The 25,847-nt window shown below is 75.1% G+C and carries 21 protein-coding genes; 1 reads left to right on the top strand and 20 read right to left on the bottom strand.

The features are described 5' to 3' along the window. Positions 1-3: 3 nt before the first annotated feature. The 15 genes from ACI782_RS16845 to ACI782_RS16775 all read right to left on the bottom strand — a co-directional run bounded on the left by ACI782_RS16845 (position 4) and on the right by ACI782_RS16775 (position 20,671). Positions 4-1,491, bottom strand: coding sequence for a glutamate synthase subunit beta (locus tag ACI782_RS16845; protein ID WP_456911223.1), 1,488 nt, complete (start codon positions 1,489-1,491; stop codon positions 4-6). Beyond that, positions 1,484-6,160: a glutamate synthase large subunit gene (gltB, locus tag ACI782_RS16840; protein WP_456911222.1), complete on the bottom strand. Its 4,677-nt coding sequence runs from the start codon at positions 6,158-6,160 to the stop codon at positions 1,484-1,486. Before gltB ends, ACI782_RS16845 begins: the two co-directional genes overlap by 8 nt. Positions 6,161-6,483: 323 nt before the next feature. Beyond that, on the bottom strand, positions 6,484-7,455 hold the full coding sequence (gene lgt / locus ACI782_RS16835; RefSeq protein WP_456911221.1) for a prolipoprotein diacylglyceryl transferase: 972 nt from the start codon (positions 7,453-7,455) through the stop codon (positions 6,484-6,486). Next, the gene (trpA, locus tag ACI782_RS16830; protein WP_456911220.1) at positions 7,452-8,306 is read right to left on the bottom strand and encodes a tryptophan synthase subunit alpha; all 855 of its coding nucleotides are present in this window, start codon (positions 8,304-8,306) and stop codon (positions 7,452-7,454) included. The genes lgt and trpA overlap by 4 nt, the downstream gene beginning before the upstream one ends. A gap of 20 nt (positions 8,307-8,326) precedes the next feature. Then, positions 8,327-9,703, bottom strand: a complete 1,377-nt coding sequence (gene trpB / locus ACI782_RS16825) for a tryptophan synthase subunit beta (protein WP_456911219.1) — start codon at positions 9,701-9,703, stop codon at positions 8,327-8,329. Between the two features lie 246 nt (positions 9,704-9,949). Beyond that, a complete protein-coding gene (gene trpC, locus ACI782_RS16820; RefSeq protein ID WP_456911218.1) occupies positions 9,950-10,759 on the bottom strand; it encodes an indole-3-glycerol phosphate synthase TrpC in 810 nt (269 codons plus the stop codon). Positions 10,760-10,886: 127 nt separating this feature from the next. After that, positions 10,887-11,510: a Trp biosynthesis-associated membrane protein gene (locus ACI782_RS16815; RefSeq protein WP_456911217.1), complete on the bottom strand. Its 624-nt coding sequence runs from the start codon at positions 11,508-11,510 to the stop codon at positions 10,887-10,889. Positions 11,511-11,566: 56 nt separating this feature from the next. Beyond that, on the bottom strand, positions 11,567-13,075 hold the full coding sequence (locus ACI782_RS16810) for an anthranilate synthase component I (RefSeq protein ID WP_456911216.1): 1,509 nt from the start codon (positions 13,073-13,075) through the stop codon (positions 11,567-11,569). Continuing rightward, entirely contained in the window at positions 13,062-13,436 is a 375-nt protein-coding gene (hisI, locus tag ACI782_RS16805) for a phosphoribosyl-AMP cyclohydrolase (RefSeq protein ID WP_456911215.1), read from the bottom strand. The genes ACI782_RS16810 and hisI overlap by 14 nt, the downstream gene beginning before the upstream one ends. Before the next feature lie 36 nt (positions 13,437-13,472). After that, positions 13,473-14,135: a hypothetical protein gene (locus tag ACI782_RS16800; RefSeq protein WP_456911214.1), complete on the bottom strand. Its 663-nt coding sequence runs from the start codon at positions 14,133-14,135 to the stop codon at positions 13,473-13,475. A 103-nt stretch (positions 14,136-14,238) separates the two neighbouring features. Further along, positions 14,239-15,894: an FAD-binding dehydrogenase gene (locus tag ACI782_RS16795; RefSeq protein WP_456911213.1), complete on the bottom strand. Its 1,656-nt coding sequence runs from the start codon at positions 15,892-15,894 to the stop codon at positions 14,239-14,241. An 87-nt stretch (positions 15,895-15,981) separates the two neighbouring features. Further along, positions 15,982-16,488, bottom strand: a complete 507-nt coding sequence (locus tag ACI782_RS16790) for a hypothetical protein (protein ID WP_456911212.1) — start codon at positions 16,486-16,488, stop codon at positions 15,982-15,984. Between the two features lie 30 nt (positions 16,489-16,518). Next, positions 16,519-16,962, bottom strand: coding sequence for a hypothetical protein (locus ACI782_RS16785; protein ID WP_456911211.1), 444 nt, complete (start codon positions 16,960-16,962; stop codon positions 16,519-16,521). 47 nt (positions 16,963-17,009) lie between these two features. Further along, positions 17,010-18,827, bottom strand: coding sequence for an ABC transporter ATP-binding protein (locus ACI782_RS16780; RefSeq protein ID WP_456911210.1), 1,818 nt, complete (start codon positions 18,825-18,827; stop codon positions 17,010-17,012). Between the two features lie 68 nt (positions 18,828-18,895). Further along, entirely contained in the window at positions 18,896-20,671 is a 1,776-nt protein-coding gene (locus tag ACI782_RS16775) for an ABC transporter ATP-binding protein (protein WP_456911209.1), read from the bottom strand. Positions 20,672-20,774: 103 nt separating this feature from the next. On the opposite strand from ACI782_RS16775, the gene ACI782_RS16770 reads away from it, so the two are divergent. Next, complete coding sequence (locus ACI782_RS16770) at positions 20,775-21,377, top strand: TIGR03085 family metal-binding protein (protein ID WP_456911208.1); 603 nt, start codon at positions 20,775-20,777, stop codon at positions 21,375-21,377. Positions 21,378-21,419: 42 nt separating this feature from the next. Here the strand turns inward: ACI782_RS16770 and ACI782_RS16765 are convergent, their stop codons facing one another. From ACI782_RS16765 to priA, 5 genes are all read right to left on the bottom strand, one after another. Continuing rightward, positions 21,420-22,256 carry a class II glutamine amidotransferase gene (locus tag ACI782_RS16765; protein WP_456911207.1) on the bottom strand — a complete coding sequence of 279 codons (837 nt, stop codon included), beginning with the start codon at positions 22,254-22,256 and terminating at the stop codon, positions 21,420-21,422. A gap of 89 nt (positions 22,257-22,345) precedes the next feature. Further along, entirely contained in the window at positions 22,346-23,788 is a 1,443-nt protein-coding gene (locus ACI782_RS16760; RefSeq protein WP_456911206.1) for an FAD-binding oxidoreductase, read from the bottom strand. A gap of 127 nt (positions 23,789-23,915) precedes the next feature. Further along, positions 23,916-24,710, bottom strand: coding sequence for an imidazole glycerol phosphate synthase subunit HisF (gene hisF, locus ACI782_RS16755; protein WP_456911205.1), 795 nt, complete (start codon positions 24,708-24,710; stop codon positions 23,916-23,918). Further along, positions 24,707-25,099 (bottom strand): RidA family protein, encoded by a 393-nt coding sequence (locus ACI782_RS16750; RefSeq protein WP_456911204.1) that lies wholly within the window; start codon positions 25,097-25,099, stop codon positions 24,707-24,709. Before ACI782_RS16750 ends, hisF begins: the two co-directional genes overlap by 4 nt. Beyond that, on the bottom strand, positions 25,096-25,830 hold the full coding sequence (priA, locus tag ACI782_RS16745; RefSeq protein WP_456911203.1) for a bifunctional 1-(5-phosphoribosyl)-5-((5-phosphoribosylamino)methylideneamino)imidazole-4-carboxamide isomerase/phosphoribosylanthranilate isomerase PriA: 735 nt from the start codon (positions 25,828-25,830) through the stop codon (positions 25,096-25,098). The genes ACI782_RS16750 and priA overlap by 4 nt, the downstream gene beginning before the upstream one ends. Positions 25,831-25,847 lie beyond the last annotated feature (17 nt).

Here is a 25,847-nt window from a genome sequence, read left to right as displayed (position 1 = left end):
GCGCTACCGGAGCGCGACCGCGGTGGGCGTGATCGGCCGCGGCAGCATCGACGCCCCGGTCAGCCAGCTGTCGACGGCGCCGGCGGCGGCACGGCCCTCGGCGATCGCCCACACGATCAGCGACTGCCCGCGGCCGATGTCCCCGGCGACGAACACGCCGGGAACGGTCGACATGAACTCACCGTCGCGGGCGACGTTGCCGCGCCCGTCGATCTCCACGCCGAGGGCGTCGAGCAGGCCCTCGCGCTGGGCCCCGGTGAAGCCCATGGCGAGGAACACCAGGTCGGCCGGGAGCTCCTGCTCGGTGCCCTCGACCTTCTGGAACCGGCCGTCGACCCGCTCGACCTCGTGGATGAGCAGCGCGCGCACGTTGCCGTCGTCGTCGCCGACGAAGCGCTCGGTGTTGACGCTGTAGAGCCGCTCGCCGCCCTCCTCGTGGGCGCTGGAGACCCGCATGACCATCGGGTAGGTGGGCCACGGGTTGCCGGCCGCGCGACGGTCCGGCGGCGCGGGCATGATCTCCAACTGGGTCACCGACAGCGCTCCCTGCCGGTGGGCGGTGCCCAGGCAGTCGGCGCCGGTGTCGCCGCCGCCGATGATCACGACGTGCTTGCCGTGGGCGTTGATCGGCGGCTCGTCGAGCTCGCCGAGCGCCTGCCGGTTGCCGAAGGGCAGGTACTCCATGGCCAGGTGGATGCCGCGCAGCTCCCGGCCCGGCGCGGGCAGGTCGCGGCCGATGGTGGCGCCACCGGCCAGGACGACGGCGTCGTACTCGGCCCGCAGCTGCTCGGCGGACAGGGCGCGCTCCCCGCTGCCGCCGACCTCGACCCCGGTGACGAACCGGGTGCCCTCGGCGCGCATCTGGTCCAGCCGCCGGTCGAGGACGGCCTTCTCCATCTTGAACTCGGGGATGCCGTAGCGGAGCAGCCCGCCGACGCGGTCGGCCCGCTCGTACACGGTCACCTCGTGCCCGGCGCGGGTCAGCTGCTGGGCGGCGGCCAGCCCGGCCGGCCCGGAGCCGATGACGGCGACCTTCTTGCCGGTCTGCTCCTGCGGCGGGACCGGCTTGACCAGGTCGCGCTGGAACGCCTGGTCGATGATCTCCCACTCGATCTGCTTGATCGTGACGGGCGACTCCTGCAGGTTGAGCACGCAGGAGCCCTCGCACGGCGCGGGACACAGCTTCCCGGTGAACTCCGGGAAGTTGTTGGTCGCGTGCAGCCGCTCGATCGCCTCGGTCCAGTCGTCGCGGCGGGCGAGGTCGTTCCACTCCGGGATCAGGTTGCCCAGCGGGCAGCCGTGGTGGCAGAACGGGATGCCGCAGTCCATGCACCGGGCGGCCTGCTGGCGCACCGCGGCCAGGGGGAAGACGGCGTCCTCACCGTCCTGCCGGGAGAGGTAGACGTCCTTCCAGTCCAGGATCCGGACGTCGACCGGCCGGCGGGGCGGCAGCGCCCGGTCGTGCTTGAGGAAACCGGTCGAGTCAGCCACGTGCGGCCTCCATCAGTGCCTTGTCCACATCCGTGCCGGCGGCCTCCGCGGCCCGCCGGGCCTCGAGCGCGCGACGGTAGTCGCGCGGCATGATCACGCTGAACCGCTCCGACCAGCGGCCCCAGTCGGCCAGCAGCGCGGCGGCCACCGGCGACGCGGTGTCCGCGGCGTAGCGGACCAGCACGTCGCGCAGCCACTGCGCGGACGCGCCGTCCAGCGGCTCGACGTCGACCATCTCGCCGTTGACCCGGTGGCGGGCCAGGTCGAGGACGTAGCCGATGCCCCCGGACATGCCGGCCGCGATGTTGCGGCCGGCCGGGCCGAGGATCACCGCGCGCCCGCCGGTCATGTACTCCAGCGCGTGGTCGCCGACGCCCTCGACGACGGCCAGCGCGCCCGAGTTGCGCACGCAGAACCGCTCGCCGACCCGCCCGCGCAGGAAGATCTCCCCGCTCGTGGCGCCGTAGGCGATGACGTTGCCTGCGACGACGTTGTCCTCGGCGGCGAAGGTCGCCTCGCGGCCCGGCCGGACGACGATCCGCCCGCCGGAGAGGCCCTTGCCGACGTAGTCGTTGGCGTCACCGAACAGCCGCATGGTGATCCCGGGCGGCACGAAGGCGCCGAACGACTGGCCGGCCGACCCGGTGAAGGTCAGGTCGATCGTGCCGTCGGGCAGGCCCTCGCCCCCGAAGCGCCGGGTGACCATCGAGCCGAGCATCGTGCCGACGGTGCGGTTGACGTTGCGCACCGGCAGCTCGAGGCTGACCGGCCGCGCGTCGAGCAGCGCGCCCTCGCACAGCTGGATGAGGGTCTGGTCCAGCGCGACGTCCAGGCCGTGGTCCTGCTCCCGGACCCGGTGCAGCGGCGCGCCCTCGGGCAGCTCGGGCACGGCGAGGACCGGGGTGAGGTCCAGGCCCGCGGCCTTCCAGTGGTCGACCGCCTTGCGGGTGTCGAGCAGCTCGGCGTGGCCGATGGCCTCGTCCAGCGAGCGGAAGCCCAGCTCGGCCAGGTACTGGCGCACCTGCTCGGCGAGGAACTCGAAGAAGGTGACCACGAACTCCGGCCGCCCGGTGAACCGCTTGCGCAGCTCCGGGTTCTGGGTGGCGACGCCGACCGGGCAGGTGTCGAGGTGGCAGACGCGCATCATCACGCAGCCGGAGACGACCAGCGGCGCGGTGGCGAAGCCGAACTCCTCGGCGCCCAGCAGCGCGGCGATGACGACGTCGCGGCCGGTCTTCATCTGCCCGTCGCACTGCACGACGATGCGGTCGCGCAGGCCGTTGGCCAGCAGCGTCTGCTGCGTCTCGGCCAGGCCGAGCTCCCACGGCGAGCCGGCGTGCTTGAGCGAGGTCAGCGGCGCCGCGCCCGTCCCGCCGTCGTGCCCGGAGATCAGGACGACGTCGGCGTGCGCCTTGCTCACACCGGCCGCGACCGTCCCGACCCCGACCTCGCTGACCAGCTTGACGTGGACCCGTGCCGCGTTGTTCGCGTTCTTCAGGTCGTGGATCAGCTGCTTGAGGTCCTCGATCGAGTAGATGTCGTGGTGCGGCGGCGGGCTGATCAGGCCGACGCCCGGCGTGGAGTGCCGGGTGCGGGCCACCCACGGGTAGACCTTCTGGCCGGGCAGCTGGCCGCCCTCGCCGGGCTTGGCACCCTGCGCCATCTTGATCTGGATGTCGTCGGCGTTGACCAGGTACTCGCTGGTGACGCCGAACCGGCCGCTGGCCACCTGCTTGATCGCCGAGCGGCGCAGGTCGCCGTTCGGGTCGGGCTGGAAGCGGTCGGGGTCCTCGCCGCCCTCACCGGTGTTGGACTTGCCGCCCAGCCGGTTCATCGCGATCGCGAGGGTCTCGTGCGCCTCCTGCGAGATCGAGCCGTAGCTCATCGCGCCCGTGGAGAACCGCTTGACGATCTCGCTGACCGGCTCGACCTCCTCCAGCGGCACGGGCGGGCGCAGCCCGGTCCGGAGGCTGAACAGCCCGCGCAGGGTGGCGGCGTCCTCGGAGAGCTTGTCGACGGTGTCGGTGTAGCGCTGGAACACCTCGTACTGCCGCGCGCGGGTGGCGTGCTGGAGCAGGAACACCGTCTCGGGGTTGAACAGGTGCACCTCGCCCTCGCGGCGCCACTGGTACTCGCCCCCGGTGTCCAGCCGGCGGTGCGCCCGCTCGGTGGGGTTCTCGGGGTAGGCGCGGCGGTGGCGCATGGCCACCTCCTCGGCGAGGACGTCGACGCCGACACCGCCCAGCGGGCAGGAGGTGCCGGTGAAGTACTCGTCGACGACCTCCTGGGACAGGCCGACGGCCTCGAAGATCTGCGCCATCGTGTACGAGCCGACGGTGCTGATGCCCATCTTGCTCATGACCTTCAGGACGCCCTTGCCCAGCGCCTTGACGAGGTTGCGGCTGGCCTGGGCCGGCTGCACGCCGGTGAGGACGCCGTCGCGGATGAGGTCCTCGATCGACTCGAACGCCAGGTAGGGGTTGACCGCGGCGGCGCCGTAGCCGAGCAGCAGCGCGACGTGGTGCACTTCGCGGCAGTCGCCGGACTCGACGACCAGCCCGACCTCCATGCGGGTCTTCTGCCGCACGAGGTGGTGGTGGACGGCCGCGGTCATCAGCAGCGACGGGATCGGCGCGCGCTTCTCGTCGCAGTCCCGGTCGGAGAGCACGATGATCCGGGCCCCGGCGGCGATCGCCTTGCTGACCTTGGTGCGCAGCTGCTCGACCGCCTCGGCGAGGGCCTTGCCGCCGCCGTTGACGTCGAAGTGGCCGGTGATCCGGACGGCGGCGTACCCGGGCAGGTCGCCGTCGTCGTCGATGTGCAGGATCTTGGCCAGCTCGTCGTTGTCGATGACCGGGTACGGCAGGAAGACCTGCCGGCAGGACGCCGGGGTGGCGTGCAGCAGGTTCTGCTCCGGGCCGAAGGTGCGGCCCAGGCTGGTCACCAGCTCCTCGCGGATGGCGTCCAGCGGCGGGTTCGTCACCTGGGCGAACAGCTGCCCGAAGTAGTCGTAGAGCAGCCGGGAGCGGTCCGACAGGGCCGCGACCGGGGTGTCGGTGCCCATCGAGCCGATCGGCTCGGCGCCGGACGACGCCATCGGGGTGAGCAGGACGCGCAGGTCCTCCTCGGTGTAGCCGAACAGCTGCTGCCGCCGGACGACGGACTCGTGGCTGGGCCGGGCACGACGGCGCTCGGGCAGCTGCGGCAGGTGCACCAGGCCGGCGTGCAGCCAGTCCTCGTAGGGGTGCTCGGCCGCGAGCGCGCCCTTGACCTCCTCGTCGGAGACGATCTTCCCCGACGCGGTGTCGACCAGGAACATCCGGCCCGGCTGCAGCCGACCCTTGGCCACGACCTCGGCGTCGGGGATCTCCAGGACGCCGACCTCGCTGGCGAGCACGACCAGGTCGTCCTTGGTGTGCCACCAGCGGCCCGGGCGCAGCCCGTTGCGGTCGAGGACGGCGCCGATGAGCGTGCCGTCGGTGAACGCGACCGCGGCCGGCCCGTCCCACGGCTCCATGATCGAGGAGTGGAACCGGTAGAAGGCCCGGCGGGCCGGGTCCATCTCGTCGTGGTTCTCCCACGCCTCCGGGATCATCATCAGCACCGCGTGCGGCAGCGAGCGGCCGGACAGGTGCAGCAGCTCGAGCACCTCGTCGAAGGTGGCCGAGTCACTGAAGTCGCCGGCGGTGACCGGGAAGAGCCGGTCGAGCCCCAGCTCGGCCGCCGGCCCGGCAGGGCCGTCGAACAGCGTCGTCTCGAGCTTGGCCTCGCGGGCCCGCATCCGGTTGCGGTTGCCCTTGATCGTGTTGATCTCGCCGTTGTGGGCGATCACCCGGAACGGGTGGGCCAGCGGCCAGCTCGGGAAGGTGTTGGTGGAGAACCGGCTGTGCACCAGCGCGATCGCCGACTCGTAGCGCTCGTCGCGCAGGTCGGGGAAGAACGCGGGCAGCTGGTCGGTGGTCAGCATGCCCTTGTAGGTGATCGTCCGGGACGACAGCGAGGCGATGTAGAGGGAGCTGCCCGCCTCGGTCGCGGCCCGCTCCGCGCGCTTGCGGAGGACGAAGGCGCGCCGCTCCAGCCGGGTGACGCCGTGGGGGGCCGCGTTGCCGCCGAACGCGGAGGCGTCGGCACGGGCGCCCATGGTCTCGGCCACGAACAGCTGGGCGAAGTGCGGCATGACCGCGCGGGCGGTGGGCCCGACGTCGGCGCCGTCCGGGTCGACCGGCAGCTCGCGCCAGCCCAGGACGGTCAGGCCCTCCTCGGCGGCCAGCCGGGCGACGTCCTCGACCCGCGCGGCCCGCTCGGCCTCGTCGACGGGGAGGAAGGCCACGCCCGCGGCGTACTCGCCCAGCGGGGGCAGGTCGAAGCCCACCTCGACGCGCAGCAGCGCGTCGGGGATCTGGGTGAGGATCCCGGCGCCGTCACCGGAGTTGGGCTCGGAGCCGGCGGCGCCGCGGTGGTCGAGGTTGTGCAGCGCGGCGAGACCGGCGGCGACGATCTTCCGGGAGCGGCGTCCCTGCACGTCGGCGACGAAGGCGACGCCACAGGCGTCCTTGTCGTTGGCGGGGTCGTACAGGCCCACGGGGGCCGGGACGGCCGAGAACGGGACGGCGGTCCCGCCGCGAGCGGGGGTCACCGTGCCGGTGGCGGGGGCGGAGAGATCGGGCATGTCACTCCCGTCGTCGGCGCGCCGTCCGCACTCCGTCGACGGTGACGGTGCGGGCGGGGGGCTCGAGGCCCGGGGCCGGTGGTCAGAGGGCGGAGGGGCGGCACTGCGGGAGAGCCGAGGAGCGGCGGCGACCGTGGATCGACCGGTCCAGCTCAGGCTCGCGAGCCTCGGGGGTGGTGCCCTCGGGGCTGTCGTCCGCGGGGCGGCGCTGGCCCGGTTCCGACGCAGGTGACCCCGCCAGGATCACTGGGAGGTCTGGAAGGAGGGTACACAGCCGTAACACGCACCTCACTCGGGCAAACCCCCGCTCCGGCGCGTCGTCGTCAGGATCTCCCGTGTCGCAGGGGGCCATCTCCACCTGCGCCTTCGCCCTCCGGGTCGCCCCCGCCGTCGGAGGGAGCCGCCGGGGTGGTGCGCCCCGGGCTCCGCGAGGGGGCTGTCGTGTCGGACATCTCACGTCCGCGGCTGATCACCTCGCGCGGGCGGCCGCGCTGCCACACCAGGTAGGCCACCGCGAGGAGGCCGACGACCACTGCGGTGAAGACGTTGAGCCGGACCCCGAAGAACGTCTCCGCGGGGTCGGAGCGCATCAGCTCGATCCACAGCCGGCCGGCGCAGTAGCTGGCCACGTAGAGGGCGAACGCGCGGCCGTGACCGAGCTGGAAGCGGCGGTCGGCCCAGATGACCAGCCCGGCCGCCGCGAGGTTCCACAGCAGCTCGTAGAGGAAGGTCGGGTGGAAGGTGCCCAGGACGACCGGCTGCCCGTCGGGGCCCACGACCGCCCCGGTGCCGTTCCACTCGTAGATGGTCAGCGCCCACGGCAGGTCGGTGGGCCCGCCGTAGAGCTCGTTGTTGAACCAGTTGCCGAGCCGGCCGATCGCCTGGGCGACCAGCAGCCCGGGGGCCAGCGCGTCGGCGAAGGCGGGCAGCGGGATGCCCTTGCGGCGGCAGGCGATCCAGGCGCCCACCCCGCCGAGGGCGATGGCGCCCCAGATGCCCAGGCCGCCCTCCCAGATCGCGAACGCCCGGAGCGGGTCGCCGCCCTCGCCGAAGTAGGGCCGCGGGCTGGTGACGACGTGGTACAGCCGGCCGCCGATGATCCCGAAGGGCACCGCCCAGACGGCGATGTCCAGGACGTCGCCCTCCGCTCCCCCGCGGGCCCGCCAGCGCCGGTCGGTCAGCCAGACCGCGGCGACGATGCCGGCGATGATGCACAGCGCGTAGGCCCGGATGGGCAGCGGGCCGAGCTCCCAGACGCCCTGCGTGGGGCTGGGGATGGCCGCCAGCGCGGTCACGCAGCACCCCGCCGGCGCACGCCCTCGCCCAGCTCGGCGGCGAGCGCGCGGACGCCGTCCGGACCGCGTCCGTCGAGCAGGGTGCGGACGAACGCCGACCCGACGATGACCCCGTCGGCGAAGGCCGCGACCTCGGCGGCCTGCTCGGCGTTCGAGACCCCGAGCCCGACGCAGACCGCCAGGTCGGGAGCCGCGGCTCGGGTGCGGGCGACCAGCTCCTCCGCGGCGTCGCCGACCGTGGCGCGGGTGCCGGTCACGCCCATGGTGGAGGCGGCGTAGACGAAGCCGCGGCAGGCGGCGGTGGTCATGGCCAGCCGGGCGTCGGTGGACGAGGGCGCGACCAGGAAGACCCGGTCGAGGTCGGCCCGCTCGGCGGCGGCGATCCAGTCGGCGGCCTCGTCGGGGACGAGGTCGGGCGTGATCGCCCCCGCTCCCCCGGCCGCGGCCAGGTCGGTGGCGAACCGCTCGACGCCGTAGCGCTCGATCGGGTTCCAGTAGCTCATGACCACCGGCACCGCGCCCGCGGCGGCGACCGCCGCCACCGCGCGCAGCACGTCGCGCATGCCGACGCCGGCGCGCACGGCCGGGTCCACGGCCTGCTGGATGACCGGCCCGTCCATGCCGGGGTCGCTGTAGGGGACGCCGACCTCGACGACGTCGGCCCCGCCCTCGACCGCGGCGACCATGGCCGCGATCGACTCGTCGACGCTCGGGTACCCGACCGGGAGGTAGGCGACCAGCGCCGACCGCCCCTCCGCCGTCGCCTTGCCGATGACGTCAGCCAGCTGTGACCCGCCTCGACTCCGGTCCCGCTCCGCTCCTCGCTCGCCGGCGCTCGCTGCGATGCTCACTCGACCGTCGTTCTCGGACCTCACGCCGTCTCCCCCGCGTCCTGCCCGGCGACCGCGTCGCCGGAGGTGACCGCGCCCTCGGTGGGCTGCTGGTCGGTGTCCAGGCCCGGCCCCGGGTCGACGTCCTCGCGGTCGCCCAGGCCGAACCAGCGCGACGCCGTCTCGACGTCCTTGTCGCCGCGGCCGGAGAGGTTGACCAGCAGCAGCGGAGGCTCGTCCCCCCGCCCACCAGCCCCCCGCGACCCGAGCTCGCGGCCCACGGTGAGCGCCCCGGCGAGCGCGTGCGCCGACTCGATCGCCGGGATGATCCCCTCGGTCCGGCACAACAGCGCGAAGGCCTCCATGGCCTCGGCGTCGGTCACCGCCCGGTACTCGGCCCGGCCGATGTCGTGCAGGTGGGAGTGCTCCGGGCCGACGCCCGGGTAGTCCAGGCCGGCGCTGATCGAGTGCGACTCGATGGTCTGGCCGTTCTCGTCCTGCAGGAGGTAGGAGCGGGCGCCGTGCAGCACGCCCGGCGTCCCGCCGGTGATCGTGGCCGCGTGCCGGCCGGTCTCCACGCCGTCGCCGCCGGCCTCCAGGCCGATCAGCCGCACGCCCTCGTCGGGGACGAAGGCGGTGAAGATGCCGATCGCGTTGGAGCCGCCGCCCACGCAGGCCAGGACGGCGTCGGGCAGCCGCCCCTCGCGCTCGAGCACCTGGGCGCGCGCCTCGTCGCCGATGACCCGCTGGAAGTCGCGGACCATCGCCGGGAACGGGTGCGGCCCGGCGACGGTGCCGAACACGTAGTTCGTGGTCGCGACGTTGGTGACCCAGTCGCGGAAGGCCTCGTTGATCGCGTCCTTGAGGGTGCGCGAGCCGGTGGTCACCGGGATGACCTCGGCGCCGAGCAGCCGCATGCGGGCCACGTTGAGCGCCTGGCGGCGGGTGTCCTCCTCGCCCATGTAGATCGTGCAGGACAGCCCCATGAGCGCCGCCGCCGTCGCGGTGGCCACCCCGTGCTGCCCGGCGCCGGTCTCGGCGATCACCCGCTGCTTGCCGATCCGCCGCGTGAGCAGCGCCTGACCCAGCACGTTGTTGATCTTGTGCGAGCCGGTGTGGTTGAGGTCCTCCCGCTTGAGCAGCACGCGGGCGCCGCCGGCGTGCTCGGCGAACCGCGGCACCTCGGTGATCGGGCTGGGCCGGCCGGTGTAGTCGCGCTGCAGCGCGGCGAACTCCTCGAGGAACGCCGGGTCGACCCGCATGGCCTCGTAGGCCTCGGTGAGCTCGTCGAGCGCGGCGATGAGCGCCTCGGGCACGAAGCGGCCGCCGAAGACCCCGAAGTGACCGGTGGCGTCGGGCCAGCCCGGGCGCGCCGGCAGGAGCAGTTCTCCGGGCTGCGGTGGGCTGGTCGTCGTCATGCCCCCAGTGTCCCGCGCCGCGGCGCCCGGGCGGTGGAGGGGGTCGGCGCCGGGGTGGCGGGGTCGGGGGTCGCAGCCCCGCCCCGCTCCTGCGGTGTTCTGCGCGCTGCCGCGGCGGTGCGCCACCGCAGGAGCCCACGCGGGGCCGCGAGAGCCGCGGGACTGCGAGCGGTGGGGGCGGAGAAGGACCCTGTCCTCCTCACCCCCCCCCCGCGAGCTCGGGGCGAGCCTCGGGACGGGGCCTGCTCAGCGAGTGGTGCGCGGTGTCGCGGGGTGGGACCCCGCCGTCACGAGGTCGGCGACCGCCTGGCGGGCATCGCCGGCGGTGACCAGCCCCTCGCCGACGAGGACGGCGTCGGCGCCGGCTGCGGCGTAGGAGATGAGGTCGTGCGGCCCCCGGACGCCGGACTCGGCGACCTTGACCACCTCCGACGGCAGCCCCGGGGCGATCCGCTCGAAGGTCGACCGGTCCACCTCCAGCGTGGTGAGGTCGCGGGCGTTGACGCCGATCACCGACGCGCCGGCGTCGAGCGCGCGGTCGGCCTCGGCCTCGGTGTGCACCTCGACGAGCGCGGTCATCCCCAGGGACTCCACCCGCTCGAGCAGTCCGACGAGCACGTTCTGCTCCAGCGCGGCGACGATCAGCAGGACGACGTCGGCGCCGTGCGCACGGGCCTCGTGCACCTGGTAGCTGGTGACGACGAAGTCCTTGCACAGGATCGGCACGTCCACCGCGGCGCGGACGGCGGCGAGGTCGGCGTGCGAGCCGCCGAACCGCCGGCGCTCGGTGAGCACGCTGATCACCCGGGCGCCGCCGTCGGCGTACTGCCGCGCCAGGACGGCCGGGTCGGCGATGTCGGCGAGCGCCCCCTTGGACGGGCTCTGCCGCTTCACCTCGGCGATGACGCCGACGCCGGGGCTGCGCAGCACGGCCAAGGCGTCGAGCGCCGGGCGGACGTCCCGCGCGACGGCCTTGACCTCGGCCAGCGGGGTGATCGCCTCGCGCGCAGCGAGGTCCTCCCGGACCCCGGCGACGATCTCGTCGAGCACGGACACGAGCCCTCCCCGCTGTGATCGTCGGCCCCGCGGTCGCGGACTGGCCGTGGACCCACTCTAGAGGCGGCCGGGGACCCGCCCTCCCGCGGGGCGGCGCCGGGCGATTCACCGCCCGGGGGTCGGGTAGTCAGCGGGATTCAGCCTCGCCGGGGGCCAGTTCGGTGGGGTCCTCGCCCCGGTCGAGGGCCCGCCAGGCGTCCAGGGCGCGGTCCTCCTCGGTCCGCGGCCGGGTGGTGGGCGCGGCCGCCGCGGCGCCGGCCGGCCGCTCGTAGCGGCGGCCCATGGCGGGCCACCCGCGACCGCGCAGGACGGTGAGCAGCCCCGCGAGGACGGCGACCGCCCCGGCGAGCAGGGCGAGCACCGGCCAGGCCGCGTGCACCACGACGGTGGGAGCGCCGCCACTCCCGCTCCCGCCCCCGGCCACGGCCGACGCTCCGTCGCTGACGAACGGCCGCAGCCCGGACCAGCTCAGGACCCCGCCGGCGACGGCGACGAGCAGCCCCACGACGACCCGGCCGGCGCCGCGGACCGCCAGCACCGCGACCGCGGCGGCCAGCAGCAGCAGGCCGGCGGCGGGCACCAGCGGCGCCAGCGTGCTCCCGGTGAGCTGTTCGGTGGCCGGGGGCAGCGGTGCCGGGCGCGGCAGCGTCGCGGTCACCCAGGTCTGCCCGCCGGTGGACAGCGCCAGCCCGCCGGCCAGCGCCGTCCCGACGACGGCGGCCGCGAGCTCCCGCCGGGCGGGGGTGCTCACGGTGCCCACTGGACGTCCGCCTCCGCCCGCCGGAGCCGGTCCGATGGCACGGCGGCTCACGGCAGCTCCCGCATCCCCTCGGCGGTCGCGATCGCCGACAGCACCGCCCGGGCCTTGTGCCGGGTCTCGGCCTCCTCGGTGGCGGCGTCGCTGTCGGCCACGACCCCTGCGCCGGCCTGCACGTAGGCGCGCCCCTGGTGCAGCACCGCCGTCCGGATGGCGATGGCCATGTCCAGGTCGCCGCTGGCGTCGACGTACCCGACCGTGCCGGCGTACAGCGCGCGACGGGTCGGCTCCAGCGTCTCGATGATCTCCATCGCCCGCGGCTTGGGGGCGCCGGACACCGTGCCGGCCGGGAACGTCGCGTCGAAGACGTCGAGGGCGTCCCACTCCGGCGCGACCTCGCCCGCCACGGTGGAGACCAGGTGCATGACGTGGCTGTAGTGCTCGATCCGCATGAAGTCGGGCACCTCGACCGTGCCCGGTACACACACCCGGCCCAGGTCGTTGCGGGCCAGGTCGACGAGCATGACGTGCTCGGCGCGCTCCTTGGGGTCGGCGAGCAGCCCCTCGGCCAGCCGCACGTCCTCGTCAGGCGTGGCGCCGCGGGGGCGGGTGCCGGCCGGTGGGTGCACCACGGCCGAGCTGCCGGTCACCGTCACCAGCGCCTCGGGCGAGGAGCCGACGACGTCGAACGGCGTCTCCCGGCCGGCGAACCGCAGCAGGTACATGTAGGGCGAGGGGTTGGTCGCCCGCAGCACCCGGTAGAGGTCCAGCGCGTCGACCTCGGTGGGCGTCTCGAAGCGCTGGGAGAGCACCACCTGGAAGGCGTCACCGGCGCGGATGTGCTCGCGCACCCGCTCGACCCCGTCCTCGAAGACGCCCGGCGCCATGTTGCTGACCACCGGCGGCGGCTCGGCGGTGGTGAACGTCGCGACCCCGGGCGGCACCGCCTTGGTGAGGTCGGCGGCCATGGTGTCCAGCCGCGCCACGGCGTCGTCCCAGCCGGTGCCGGGCTCTCCCGCGCCCCGCACGGCGTTGGCGATGAGCAGCACCGACCCGTCGTGGTGGTCGAGCACCGCGAGGTCGGTGACGAGCGCCAGCGACAGCTCGGGCATGCCGAGGTCGTCGACGCTGGTCACGGGCAGCCGCTCCAGCCGCCGCACGACGTCGTAGCCGAGGTAGCCGACCAGGCCCCCGGTCAGCCGCGGCAGGCCGGGCATGCGCGGGGAGCGCAGCCGCCGGGCCAGGGTGCGGACGGCGTCCAGCGGGTCGGACGGCAGGTCGTCGGTCAGCCCGGGGAGCCGCTCCCCCAGCCACTGGGTGACACCGTCCCGCTCGGTGAGCACCCCGGCGCTGCGCACGCCGACGAAGCTGTACCGGCTCCACTGCTTGCCCTGCTCGGCGGACTCCAGCAGCACCGTGCCCGGCCGGTTGCCGGCGAGCTTGCGGTAGATGCCCACGGCGGTCTCGGCGTCGGCGAGCAGCCGCCGGGTCACCGGGACCATCGGTCGGTCCAGCGCGGCGAACTCCTCCCGCGACGGGGACGTCTCACCGAGCCGCACGGGACACCTCCAGCTCCCGGTGGAAGCAGCTGCGCTCGCCGGTGTGGCAGGCCGGCCCCTCCTGGTCGACGAGCACCAGCAGGGCGTCCCCGTCACAGTCCAGCCGGACGTCGCGGACCCACTGCCGGTGGCCCGAGGTCTCGCCCTTCACCCAGTACTCCTGCCGGCTGCGCGACCAGTAGGTGGCGCGGCCGGTCGTCAGGGTTCGGCGCAGCGCCTCGTCGTCCATCCAGGCGACCATGAGCACCTCGCCGGTGTCGTGCTGCTGGACGACGGCGGCGACCAGACCCGCGGCGTCCCGGCGCAGCAGCGCGGCGACGGCGGGGTCCAGGGCGGACTCGGCGGAGGGGACGGCGGACATGCGCCCGATCGTCCCATCCACCCCGGACGGCGGAGGTCACCGCCCGGCGGGCTCCCCGGCGAACCACTCCCGCGCCGGGCGGCCGCAGACCAGGCCCAGCCCCACGGCCGGCCCGGCGGCGAAGAAGAGGACGCCGACCACCACCACCGCCGCGGGGTCGGGCCCGACCGCGGCCGCGGACAGCGCGCCGAGCCGCACCCACCAGTACGCGGCGAGGGCGACCTGCAGGCCCAGCGCGGCGACCAGCGTCCAGCGCGACGCCGCGCTGCGCCGGTTGAGGGCCAGGACCCCGGCCACGACGAGGGCGACGACCGAACCGATCTGCACGCCGGCGACGGCGGTGGCCTCGGTCGCCAGCGCCCCGGCGTCCGCCGGGAAGCCCGGCTCGCGCCCGGCCAGGCTGAACACCGAGGCGAGGAGGTAGACGTACGCCGAGGCGAACGCCACCAGGCCCGCCTGCACGAAGGCGAGCACCGCGGCGGCGACCACCCGGCCGGGCCGCCGCGGCCCCCGCGGCGGCAGTGACCAGGGCGCGCCGTACGGCGCGGGCCAGCCGTACCCGGGTGGCGCGCCGTACGCGGGAGGTGCGCCGTGGCCCGGTGGGACCCAGGCCGGAGCGGTCGGCGGCGGGCCCGCGTAGGGAGCGCCCTGCTCGGTCTCCGTGGCCGGGTCCGACCACGGGTCCCTGGGAGTCGTCACAGCATCCCCCGTTCGACTCCGCACTCGGTCCGCTCCTCGGTCGCCGTCCCCCACGAGCGGGAGGTGCCCCCAGCCCGCGGCGATGCTCCCTCGCGCGTCGTTCTCACAGCTCGGCCGCCAGCGCCCGGCCGGCCACCCGCCCCGAGAACAGGCAGCCGCCGAGGAAGGTCCCCTCCAGCGACCGGTAGCCGTGCATGCCGCCGCCGCCGAACCCGGCGACCTCCCCCGCCGCGTACAAGCCGGGGAAGACCTCACCGCCGGGGCGGAGCACGCGGCCGGACAGGTCGGTCTCCAGCCCGCCGAGGGTCTTGCGGGTGAGCAGGTTGAGCCGGACGGCGACCAGCGGGCCCGCCTCCGGGTCGAGCAGCCGGTGCGGCGGGGCGACCCGGATGAGCTTGTCGCCGAGGTAGTTGCGGGCGCCGCGGATCGCGGTGATCTGCAGGTCCTTGGTGAAGGCGTGGCCGACCTCGCGGTCGCGGCAGACGATCTCGGCCTCGACGGTGGCCAGGTCCAGCGCCGGCGTCCCCCCGGTGACCCGGTTCATGCCGGCGACCAGCTCGGGCAGGGTCCGCGCGACGACGAAGTCCTCCCCCCGGTCGAGGAAGGCCTGCACCGGCGCGGCCACCCCCGCCTTGACCCGGTTCACCAGCAGCTTGACGTCCTTGCCGGTCAGGTCGGGGTTCTGCTCGGAGCCCGACAGCGCGAACTCCTTCTCGACGATCTTCTTCGTCGCGACGAACCAGGTGTGCTCGTACCCGGTCTGCCCGATGTGGGCCAGCGTGCCCAGCGTGTCGAAGCCGGGGAACAGCGGCACCGGCAGCCGCTTGCCGGTCGCGTCCAGCCACAGGGACGACGGCCCGGGCAGGATCCGGATGCCGTGCCTGGCCCAGACCGGGGAGTGGTTGGCGACGCCCTCGGTGTAGTGCCACATGCGGTCGCGGTTGACCAGGTGCGCGCCTGCGGCCTCGGTGGCCTGCAGCATCCGGCCGTCGACGTGCGCCGGGACGCCGGAGAGCAGCCGCTGCGGGGCCGGGCCGAGGCGGGCCGGCCAGTTCTGCCGGACCAGCTCGGGGTTGCCGCCGATCCCGCCGGAGGTGACGACGACGGCCTGCGCGGCGAGCTCGAACGGGGCCACCTCGGTGCGCGAGCTGGCCTCGCCGCGGGCGGCGTCGCTGGCCTCCAGGACCGCGCCCCGGACCCCGGTGACCGCGCCGCCGCTGACGACGAGCTCGTCGACCCGGTGCCGGAAGCGCAGCTCCACCAGGCCGCGCTGCACGGCGGCGCGCACCCGGCGGGCGAACGGCTCGACCAGGCCCGGGCCGGTGCCCCAGACGATGTGGAAGCGCGGCACGGAGTTGCCGTGACCGGTGGCGGTGTAGCCGCCCCGCTCGGCCCAGCCGACCACGGGGAAGAACCGCACGCCCTGCTCGCGCAGCCAGGCGCGCTTCTCCCCCGCGGCGAACTGCAGGTAGGCCTCGGCCCAGCGGCGGGGCCAGTGGTCCTCGGGGCGGTCGAAGCCGGCGGTGCCGAACCAGTCCTGGCGGGCGAGCTCCAGGGAGTCGTGGACGCGCAGCCGGCGCTGCTCCGGGGAGTCGACCAGGAACAGCCCGCCGAAGGACCACCAGGCCTGGCCGCCGAAGGACGCCTCCGGCTCCTGCTCGAGCAGCACCACCCGCTTGCCGGCGTCGGCCAGCTCCGCGGTCGCGACCAGCCCGGCCAGCCCCGCGCCCACCACCACGACGTCTGTCTGGGTCACCATGCCCCCGGTTCGCTCCCGCGGGGCGCTCCGCTCCTCGCTCGTTCCTCGCTGCGATGCTCCCGCCCCTGTCCGCTCACGGTCGGCACGCTAGCGGGGACGGGCCGCCCGTCGGCGCCGGTCGGGCGGGTGCGTCGCCCGGCCGGGTCGGGTCCACGACCGGATCGGGCGGCGCAGCGTCAGCGCGAGGCAGCCGATCGGGCCGGCCAGCAGCAGCACCGCCCACCACATCGCCTGGCCGCCGCCGAGGACCCCGAACAGCACCACGAGCCCGACCACCGCCAGCAGGAGCGGCACCGCGGCCGCGGCCAGGACCAGCCAGCCGCGCCCCCGGCCCAGCCAGACCATCGCCGCGCCGACGACCGCCCACACCGCCAGCAGGACCGGCACGAGCACGTACCAGTGCGGACCACGGTCGGGCTCCCACAGCAGGTAGGCCAGGTAGAGGTCCTCGGCGGCCACCAGCACGCCGAACACGGCGGCGAACGGCGCGAGCAGCGGGCGCTCCGCGGGTGCCGCGGACCTGGCGGCGGGGCGGGGGGCCGTCCGGGGCGAGCGCCGCGTCGCCGCCCGGCTGCGCGGAGAGGACGACGGCATGGCCGCAGCGTAGGACGCCGGCCCCGGACCTCAGCGGGACGCCGCGGTCGTGCGCCGGGGCCGGCCGGCGGTCCACCGGCGCACCCGAGGCGTCAGGGCCAGCGCCGCCGCCAGCAGCGGGAGGGCCACCAGCACCAGCGGCCAGGCCGGGCTCCCGGCGTCCTCACGGGTGGCGGTCACGACGACCGCGCCGGTGAGCACGGCGACCGGTAGGACCGAGAGCACCAGCGGCAGCCAGCCGCGGCGCAGCAGCAGCCACAGGGCGCCGGCCAGCTGGACGACCGGGGCGACCAGGAGCAGGTAGGTCCACGGGTCGGGACCGGTGTCCGCGTCCAGGCCACCGAGCATCACGGCGAGGACGGCGACGAAGAGGGGCGGCACCGCGCCGAGGATCCCGAGGACGCCGGCAGCCATGGCCAGGCCGGGCATCCGCGGGTCCGCGGGCGGGACGGCGTCCGCCGGGGTGGGGGGCACGTCCCGCAGGCTAGGGCGCGCCGCGCCGCTGCGGTGGCCCGCCGCGCTCAGCGGGCCGGCTCCGGCTCCCCTGCCGACGAGCGCCGCCAGGACGCGTGCAGCCGCGCGTAGGGCCCGTCGGCGTCGACCAGCTCCGCGTGCGTGCCGCGCTGCACCACCCGGCCGGCGTCGACGACCAGCACCTCGTCGGCCCGCTCGGCGGTGGACAGCCGGTGGGCGATGGTCAGCGTCGTCCGTCCCTCGGTGAGGGTGTCGAGGGCGTGCGTGAGCCGCCGCTCGGTCGCCGGGTCCACGGCGCTGGTGGCCTCGTCGAGGACCAGCAGGTCGGGGTCGGCGACGTAGGCCCGGGCGACGGCGACCAGCTGCCGCTCCCCGGCCGACAGCGACTCCCCGCGCTGCCCGACCGGCGTGCGCACCCCGCTCGGCAGCCCCGCGACCCAGTCGCCCAGGCCGAGGTCGGCGAAGGCGGCGAGGACGTCGTCGTCGGAGAGCCCCGGCCGGCCGTAGCGCACGTTCTCGGCGATCGTCGCGTCGAAGAGGAACCCGTCCTGCGGGACCATCACCACCCGCTGCCGCAGCGAGGCGAAGGAGACCTCGGCGAGCGGGACGCCCCCGAGCAGCACCCGGCCCTCGGTCGGGTCCATCAGCCGGGTGACCAGCTTGGCGAACGTCGTCTTCCCCGAGCCGGTCTCGCCGACGATCGCCACCCGGCGGCGCGGGGCGATCTCCAGGTCGACGTCGTCGAGGGCGGGCCGCGCCGCCGGCGAGTACCGGAAGGTGACGTGCTCGAACCGCACGCCCAGCGGGGTGTGCGGCAGCTGGCGGGCCGACGCCGGGTCGACGACCGCGGGGTCCCGGACGTCGGGCTCGGTCTCCAGGACGTCGAGGACGCGGCGGAACCCGGCGATCGCGTTCTGCGCCTCGTTGAGCACCTCGCTGGCGGTCTGCACCGGTGCGACGAACAGCGTCACCAGGAACAGGAACGCCACCAGCGTGCCGGCGGTCAGGGAGCCGCCGATGCCCAGCAGCACGCCGACGACGACCACCGCGGCGTTGGCCACGGCGGCGACGAACTCGCCGCTGACGAAGACCGCGGCGGTGGTCCGCTGCGCGCGCACCTGCGCCCGGTAGTGCCGGTGGATGGCCCGGTCGATGCGGGCGGCGGTGCGCTCGCGGATGCCGTAGGCGCGCACCGTGGAGGCTCCGACCACGGACTCGGAGACCGCGGCCAGCACGTCGCCGACCCGCTCGCGGACCACGCCGTGGACGACGGCCAGCCGCCCGGCGAACCAGCGGACCGCGATTGCCAGCGGCACGAAGCAGACCAGCACCAGCAGGGTCAGCTGCCAGGAGTAGACGGCCATGACCACGGTGGCGACCAGCAGCTGGCCCAGGCTGACCACGCCGAGAACGCCGCCCCACTGCATGAACGTGGAGAGCTGGTCGACGTCGCTGGTGACGCGGGAGACCAGCGACCCGCGCCGCTGCCCCTGCTGGTGCAGCACCGAGAGGTCGTGGACATGGCGGAAGGCCCGCGACCGCAGCCCGGCCAGCGCGGTCTCCGTCGTCCGGAACAGCCGGACGTTCATCCGGTAGACCGCGACCGCGGTGAGCAGCACGACCGCGGCGCAGACGAGCACGAGGTCGCGGACCAGGTCGAGGTCCGGGCCGCCGGGACCGGACAGCCCACGGTCGATGACCTGCTGGACGGCGATCGGCACGACCACCCGCCCGGCGGTCGCCACCAGCGCGAGGGCGAAGGTGGCCGGCAGCCCGCGGCGGAACTCCGGCATCATCCGCAGGCCCCGGCGCAGGGTGGCGAGCGCGCCCTCCTCCCGGTGCCCGGCGATCGCGGTCGAGTCCACCTGCTCGCTCCCGCGGGGCGCTCCGCTCCTCGCTCGTTCCTCGGTGCGCTGCTCACGCCCCTGTCCGCTCACGCCGCCACCTCGGTCTGCGCGTAGGCGCGCACCAGCGCGGCGTAGCCGGGCACCGCCGCCAGGAGCTCGTCGTGGCTGCCGCGGGCGAGCACCCGGCCGTTCTCCAGCCACACCACCTCGTCGGCCAGCGCGATGGTGGCCTGGCGGTAGGCGACCACGACGACGGTCGAGGGCCGGTCGGCGGCGCGCAGGGCGTCGAGGATGCGGGCCTCCACCGCCGGGTCGACGGCGCTCGTCGCGTCGTCGAGCACCAGCAGGCGGGGGCGGCGGACCACCGCGCGGGCCAGCGCGATCCGCTGCCGCTGCCCGCCGGACAGCGTCGCGCCGCGCTCGCCGACGCGGGTGTCGAGGCCGTCGGGCAGCCGCCGCACGAAGTCCTCGGCGGCAGCCACCCGCAGCGCCTCCCACACCTCGTCGTCGGTCAGGTCGGCGCCCAGGGTGACGTTGCCGCGGACGGTGTCGTCGAACAGGAAGGTGCCCTGCGGCACGAACGCGGCCTGCCCGCTGACCTCCCCCTCGCGCAGCGCGCGCAGGTCCACCCCGTCGAGCAGGACCGCGCCGGTGCCGGGGTCGACCAGCCGCACCAGCAGGCCGGCGAGGGTCGACTTGCCCGACCCGGTCGGCCCGACGACGGCGACCGTGCGGCCGGCCGCGACGTCGAAGCTGATCCCGGAGAGGGTGGGTCGCTCGGCGCCGTCGAAGCCGAAGCCGACGTCCCGCAGCGCCAGGGTCGCACCGCCCGTGCCCGCGGGGGCGGTGTCGTCCCCGTGCCGGGTCTCGCCGGTGGCGTCGAGGACGGGGGTCACCCGGTCGAAGCCGGCCAGCGCGCGTGGCAGGTCGGCGAGCACCCAGCCGATCGCGCGGATCGGCAGCGCGAGCAGGGTGAACAGGTACGCGATGGAGACCAGGTCGCCGGCGTCGGTGGCGCCGTCGGCCACCCGCCCGGCGCCGATGAGCAGCACCGCGAGGGTGCCCAGGTTGGGCAGCGCCTCCATCAGCGGGTCGAACAGCCCGCGCACCCGGCCGACGGCGACCAGCCCGTCCCGCAGCTCCTCGGCGCGGGCGGTGAAGCGGGCGGTCTCGCCGTCCTCGCGGCCGAGGGTCTTGACCACCAGCGCGGCGTCGAAGCTCTCGTGGGCGATCTCGCTGACCTCGGCGCGCAGCTGCTGGGCCCGGGCCATCCGCGGGCTCATCACCTGCGAGTACACGGCGTTGACCAGGAAGACCAGCGGGAAGACGACCAGGCCGACCAGCGCCAGCCACGGGTCGGTGGCCACCAGCGTCGCGACGGTGATCGCGATCATCACCACCGCGCCGCACGCGAAGGGCAGCGGCGCGACGAAGAACCAGGCCGCCTCGACGTCGGAGTTGGCGTTGGACAGCAGCTGCCCGGTCGGGTGCCGCTGGTGCCACGACAGCGGCAGCCGCAGGTACTGGCCGGTGATCCGGCGGCGGTAGTCGGCCTGCAGCCGGTAGCCCATGATCCCGGCGAACAGCCGGCGGCCGAGGATGCCGAGGATCTTGAGGGCGGCGACGGCGAGGATCGCGACGGCGGCCAGGGTGAGTGCGGCCGCGGTCGTCGCGCCCTCGGCGAACGCCGGGAGGACCACCCGCTGGGTGACCTCGCCGACGACGTAGGCGCTGGCCACGGTCATCCCGCCGTAGAGGCTGCTCGCCACGAAGGCCAGCGTGAACATGCCCGGCTGCTCGGCGATCGCGCGCCCGACGTGGCGCATCCCTCGCCGGACCACGGCGTCTCGGCGGCGGGGCACAGCTCTCCTCGGTGTTCGTGCGGGGCGGTGCTCTCGACTGTACTTAGGAGCACTAAGGACTGCTCCCGGTTTCCCGAGCCCGCCCTGTCGGTAACCCCGCACGATGACCTCGTCTTCCCCGTCGATCGCCGCGCGCGAGCGGGCCGCCCTCGCCGACCTGCTCGGGGAGCTCGGTCCCGACGCGCCGACCTGCTGCGCGGGGTGGACGACCGGCCACCTGGCCGCGCACCTCGTCGTCCGCGACCGGCGTCCCGACGCCCTGCCGGGCTACGGGCTCGAGCAGCTCGGCGTCGCCCGGCCGCTGTCGGCCTGGTCGCACCGGCTGGAGGACCGGCTGCGGACCGCGACGCCCCACGCCGAGCTGGTGGCGCGGGTGCGGTCCGGCCCGCCGGGCTGGGCGCCGATGGGGTGGCCGGGAGTCGGGGACGCGGTCAACGCCACCGAGTTCGCCATCCACCACGAGGACGTCCGCCGGGCTCAGCCGGGCTGGGTCCCCCGGGCGCTGCCGCCGGCCGACCAGGACCAGCTGTGGCGGGCCGTCCGCTTCTTCGCCCGGCGGACGCCGGGCGGGGTGGTGCTGCGGCGCACCGACACCGGGGCGGAGCACCGGGCGGGTGCCGGGCGGACGGCGGTGGCCGGCGAGCCGCTGGAGCTGCTGCTGTGGGCCGCCGGCCGGCGCGACGTCGCCCGCGTCGACGTCGGTTGAGCGGAGGGTGGGGGCGCAGGAGACCTGCGCTGCGGCACTCCGCTACACCGCCACCGGCAGCCGCGGGCGGAACGGGCGCTCCTGCACCGTCTCCCCCACGACCAGCGCGGTGGCGACCGGCACCTCCCGCCACACCCCCGGCAGGTCCACCAGCGGCTCGGAGACCACCGCCCGGGCGTTGTCCGGGAAGTGGGCGAACCGCTCGTTCGCCGGGTAGAGGGCGCGCAGCGACTCGACGTCCTCGCTGACGTACAGGGAGTTGACCACCGGGCCGCTGGCGTAGCGGGCGGCGTACAGGGTGCTCCCGTCGGTCAGCCCGACCGTCATCTGCAGGGGCTCCGGGATGCCCTCGGCCTCGGCGGCGGCCTCGACGAAGCCGGCCATCGCCTCCAGCCCGGCCACCGGATCGTCCGCCAGCCCGAACGTCAGGGCCAGGTGGAACAGCACCTCCGAGTCGGTGGTGCCGGCGATGTTGCCGAAGAGGTCGGGCCGCACGGCCAGCAGCAGCTCCCGCCGCAGGCGCGGGTACTCGTTGACGTACCCGTTGTGGACGAACAGCCAGTTGCCGCACCGGAACGGGTGGCAGTTGGTCTGCTGCACCGGCGCGCCGGTCCCGGCCCGCACGTGCGCGAGGAACATCCGCGAGGAGATCTCGGTCGCCAGCTCCAGCAGGTTCTCGTCGCCCCAGGCCGGCGCGGTGGTGCGGAACAGGGCCGGGCTCTCGCGGCGTCCGTACCAGCCCAGGCCCGACCCGTCGCCGTTGGGCAGGGGCATGTCCGGCGCGTGCCGGCGGCTCTGCTCGATCAGCGACCGCTGCGGGTCGTACAGCAGCTCACGCGGCGTGATGGGGTCCCCGACGTACCCCAGCCATCGACACACGGCGCCTCCCCGGGCCAGGTGTCCCCGAGCGTGCCACCGCCACGCGGCCCGGTCGACGGCGCGGGTCGGACCGGGCCGCCGCGCCGACTTCACCGACCGCCGGGATCCCCCGGGGTCCAGCCGCCCGAGTCGGTCCGGGGACGGGGCACCGACCGGGACGGGGGGATGTTCTGGTTGAGGCAGAACAGGTTGTCCGGGTCGTAGCGGTCCTTGAGCGCCACCAGGCGCGCGTACTTCTCGGGCCCGAACGCCGCGCGGACCCGGTCGGGGCCCTCGTCGCCCAGGAAGTTGAGGTAGGCGCCGCCGGCGGCGTACGGCTTCATCGCCCCGGCCAGGTCACGGGTCCAGGAGGTGTTCCGGTCGTCGTCGGCCGGGTCAGGCCACATGCTCAGGAAGTGGACGTTCCACGGCGCGTCCCGCAGGTCGAACGCCGTCGCGTCCCGCGGCACCCGGGCCGGCGCACCGCCGCCGGGGACCAGGATGACCTGGGTCAGTGGCGACGGCACCGCGGCCGTGCGCACGACCGCCGCCTCGATCGCCTCGTCGGGCAGGTCCCGCAGGAAGTCCGCCGTCCACCAGTTGCGCATGCCCTTCGGGTAGCCGGTGTCGAGCATCCCCTGGATCGCCGTGTAGGGCATCGGCTGGACCATCGCGACCATGGGCGAGCCGTACTCCAGCACCGGCTGCAGGACCCTCCGTCCCACCTCGACGTCACCGGCGTAGACGACGATCACCCCGAGCGCGGGGCGGCCCCGTGCCGCCTCGGGCACGAACGGCTCCGGGGGTGCGGAGATGAACGCCGCTCCGCCACCGACCTCGTCGGGCGCCTCGGCCATGAACTCGCGGTAGTGCCCGACCACGTCCAGGGCGGCGTCGTGTGGGTACAGGAGCATCCCGCCGAGGAGCACCGGCCCCATGGGGTGGGCGCGGAAGTCGAAGCGGGTGACCACGCCGAAGTTCCCGCCGCCACCGCGCAGAGCCCAGAACAGGTCCGGGTCCTGCACGTCGCTGACCTCGAGCACCTCGCCGGCGGCGGTGACGACCTGCGCGCCGATGAGGCTGTCGCAGGTGTACCCGAGCTTCCGCTCGAGCCAGCCGCTGCCGCTTCCCAGCGTCAGCCCACCGACGCCGGTCGACGACATCCGCCCGCCGGTGATCGCCAGCCCGTGTTCCTGGGTGGCCGCGTCGAACTGCCCCCACGTGGCGCCACCCTCGGCCTGCACCGAGCGGTCGGAGACCCGGACCTGCACGCGGTTCATCGGCCGCAGGTCGAGCATCAGTCCTGCGTCGCACACCGCATGGCCCACCACTCCGTGCCCGCCACCGTGCACCGCCAGCGGCAGGCCGGCCTCGCGCGCGTGGTCCACCGCCGCGACCACGTCATCCGTGCCGGTGCACCGGGCGATCAGGGACGGTGAACGGTCGACCATGCCGTTGAAGACCTGTCGTGCGTCGTCGTAACCGGGGTCTCCCGGGCGGAGCACCTCCCCGCGGAAGCCGCGGATGCCGGACTGCACGGTCGGGGTCGCCATCGGGTCCTCCTGCCGCGAGCGGAGCACGTCGATGCTGGTCGAGGGACCTGGCCAGGGCGACGGTCGTTGGTCACTGGTCCGGTGCGGCTGTCACGGCGGGGACGCGGACGCGCGCGGTCCGAGGTCGCTAGGCCATCGGGGAGTCGGTCTCCCTGCGCACCGGGACGCCGGCGCCGGCCAGGGCGGCCTTGACCTCGCCGACCCGCAGCTTGCCGAAGTGGAAGACGCTGGCGGCCAGGACGGCGTCGGCCCCGGCCTCCACTGCGGGCGGGAAGTGCTCCGGCTCCCCCGCTCCCCCGCTGGCGATCAGCGGCACGCGGACCTCGCGGCGCACCGCCCGGATCAGCTCGAGGTCGAACCCGGCCTGGGTGCCGTCGGCGTCCATCGAGTTGAGCAGCACCTCGCCGACCCCCAGCTCGGCGGCCTGGACGACCCACTCGACGGCGTCCCGGCCGGTGCCGCGGCGCCCGCCGTGCGTGGTGATCTCGAAGCCGGAGTCGGTGCGCGCGCCCTCCCGGCAGCGGCGGGCGTCGAGGGAGAGCACCAGCACCTGGTTGCCGAACCGGTCGGTGATCTCGCTGATCACCTCCGGGCGGGCGACGGCGGCGGTGTTGACCGCGACCTTGTCGGCGCCGGCCCGCAGCAGCCGGTCGACGTCCTCCACGGTGCGCACCCCGCCGCCGACGGTGAGCGGGATGAAGACGCTCTCCGCCGTCCGGCGGACGACGTCGTAGGTGGTCTCCCGGTTGCCGGAGCTGGCGGTGATGTCGAGGAAGGTCAGCTCGTCGGCGCCCTCGGCGTCGTAGACGCGGGCCATCTCCACCGGGTCGCCGGCGTCGCGCAGGTCGACGAAGTTGACGCCCTTGACCACCCGGCCGGCGTCGACGTCCAGGCACGGGATCACCCGCACGGCCAGACTCACGCCCCGGCCCTCCGGACGGCGTCGGCCTCGATCTCCACCAGCATCGCCGGGTCGATCAGCGCGGCCACCTGCACCATGGACGTCGCCGGCCGGACGTCGCCGAACACCTCGCCGTGCGCCCGGCCGACCTCCTCCCAGCGGGAGATGTCGGTGACGTACATGCGGGTGCGGACGACGTCGGCGACGGTGAACCCGGCCCGCTCCAGCGCGGCGGCGATGTTGGCCAGCGCCTGCCGGGTCTGCGCGGCGGCGTCGCCGGGGTGCACCACCACCCCGTCGACGGTGCCGGTCGTGCCGCTCACCCACGCCATGTCGCCGTGCACGAGCACGCGGCTGTACCCGACGACCGCCTCCCAGGGGGCGTCGGAGCCGAACCGGACGACCTTCATGCGGCCGCCTCCTCCGTGACCTGCAGCGCCTCGGGGAGCGTGAACGCGCCGGCGTAGAGCGCCTTGCCCACGATCGCGCCCTCGACGCCGACCGCGGTCAGGCCGGCCAGCGCCCGGATGTCGTCGAGCGAGCTGACCCCGCCGGAGGCCACCACCGGGCGGGGCGTCGCGGCGCACACCTCGCGGAGCAGGTCGAGGTTCGGGCCCCGCAACGTGCCGTCCTTGGTGATGTCGGTGACCACGTAGCGGGCGCAGCCCTCGGCGTCGAGCCGCGCGAGCGTCTCGTAGAGCTCGCCGCCCTCGCGGGTCCAGCCGCGGGCGGCCAGCCGGGTGCCGCGCACGTCCAGGCCGACGGCGATCCGGTCGCCGTGCTCGGCGATGGCGCGGGCGCACCACTCGGGCGACTCCAGCGCGGCGGTGCCGAGGTTGACGCGGCGGCAGCCGGTGGCCAGGGCCGCGGCGAGCGACTCGTCGTCCCGGATGCCGCCGGAGAGCTCGACGTCGACGTCCAGCGCACCGACGACCCGGGCGAGCAGCTCGCGGTTGCTGCCGCGGCCGAAGGCGGCGTCGAGGTCGACGAGGTGCACCCACTCCGCGCCGTCGCGCTGCCACTGCAGCGCGGCCTCCAGCGGGTCGCCGTAGCCGGTCTCGCTGCCGGCCTCTCCCTGCACGAGACGGACGGCCTGACCGTCGGCGACGTCGACGGCGGGGAGCAGTTGCAGCTTCGGCACGCTCCCAGGTTAGTGAG

This window comes from Geodermatophilus sp. SYSU D00703, assembly GCF_054050155.1.
This window is presented reverse-complemented; position numbering and strand designations above follow the sequence as displayed.

What these genes read in the sequence shown, in the direction of transcription:
- gltB (WP_456911222.1), bottom strand. Translation starts at nt 6,160, where the DNA reads ATGCCCGATCTCTCCGCCCCCGCCACCGGCACGGTGACCCCCGCTCGC.
- trpB (WP_456911219.1), bottom strand. Translation starts at nt 9,703, where the DNA reads ATGACGACGACCAGCCCACCGCAGCCCGGAGAACTGCTCCTGCCGGCG.
- hisI (WP_456911215.1), bottom strand. Translation starts at nt 13,436, where the DNA reads ATGTCCGCCGTCCCCTCCGCCGAGTCCGCCCTGGACCCCGCCGTCGCC.
- ACI782_RS16795 (WP_456911213.1), bottom strand. Translation starts at nt 15,894, where the DNA reads ATGGTGACCCAGACAGACGTCGTGGTGGTGGGCGCGGGGCTGGCCGGG.
- ACI782_RS16790 (WP_456911212.1), bottom strand. Translation starts at nt 16,488, where the DNA reads ATGCCGTCGTCCTCTCCGCGCAGCCGGGCGGCGACGCGGCGCTCGCCC.
- ACI782_RS16770 (WP_456911208.1), top strand. Translation starts at nt 20,775, where the DNA reads ATGACCTCGTCTTCCCCGTCGATCGCCGCGCGCGAGCGGGCCGCCCTC.
- ACI782_RS16760 (WP_456911206.1), bottom strand. Translation starts at nt 23,788, where the DNA reads ATGGCGACCCCGACCGTGCAGTCCGGCATCCGCGGCTTCCGCGGGGAG.
- ACI782_RS16750 (WP_456911204.1), bottom strand. Translation starts at nt 25,099, where the DNA reads ATGAAGGTCGTCCGGTTCGGCTCCGACGCCCCCTGGGAGGCGGTCGTC.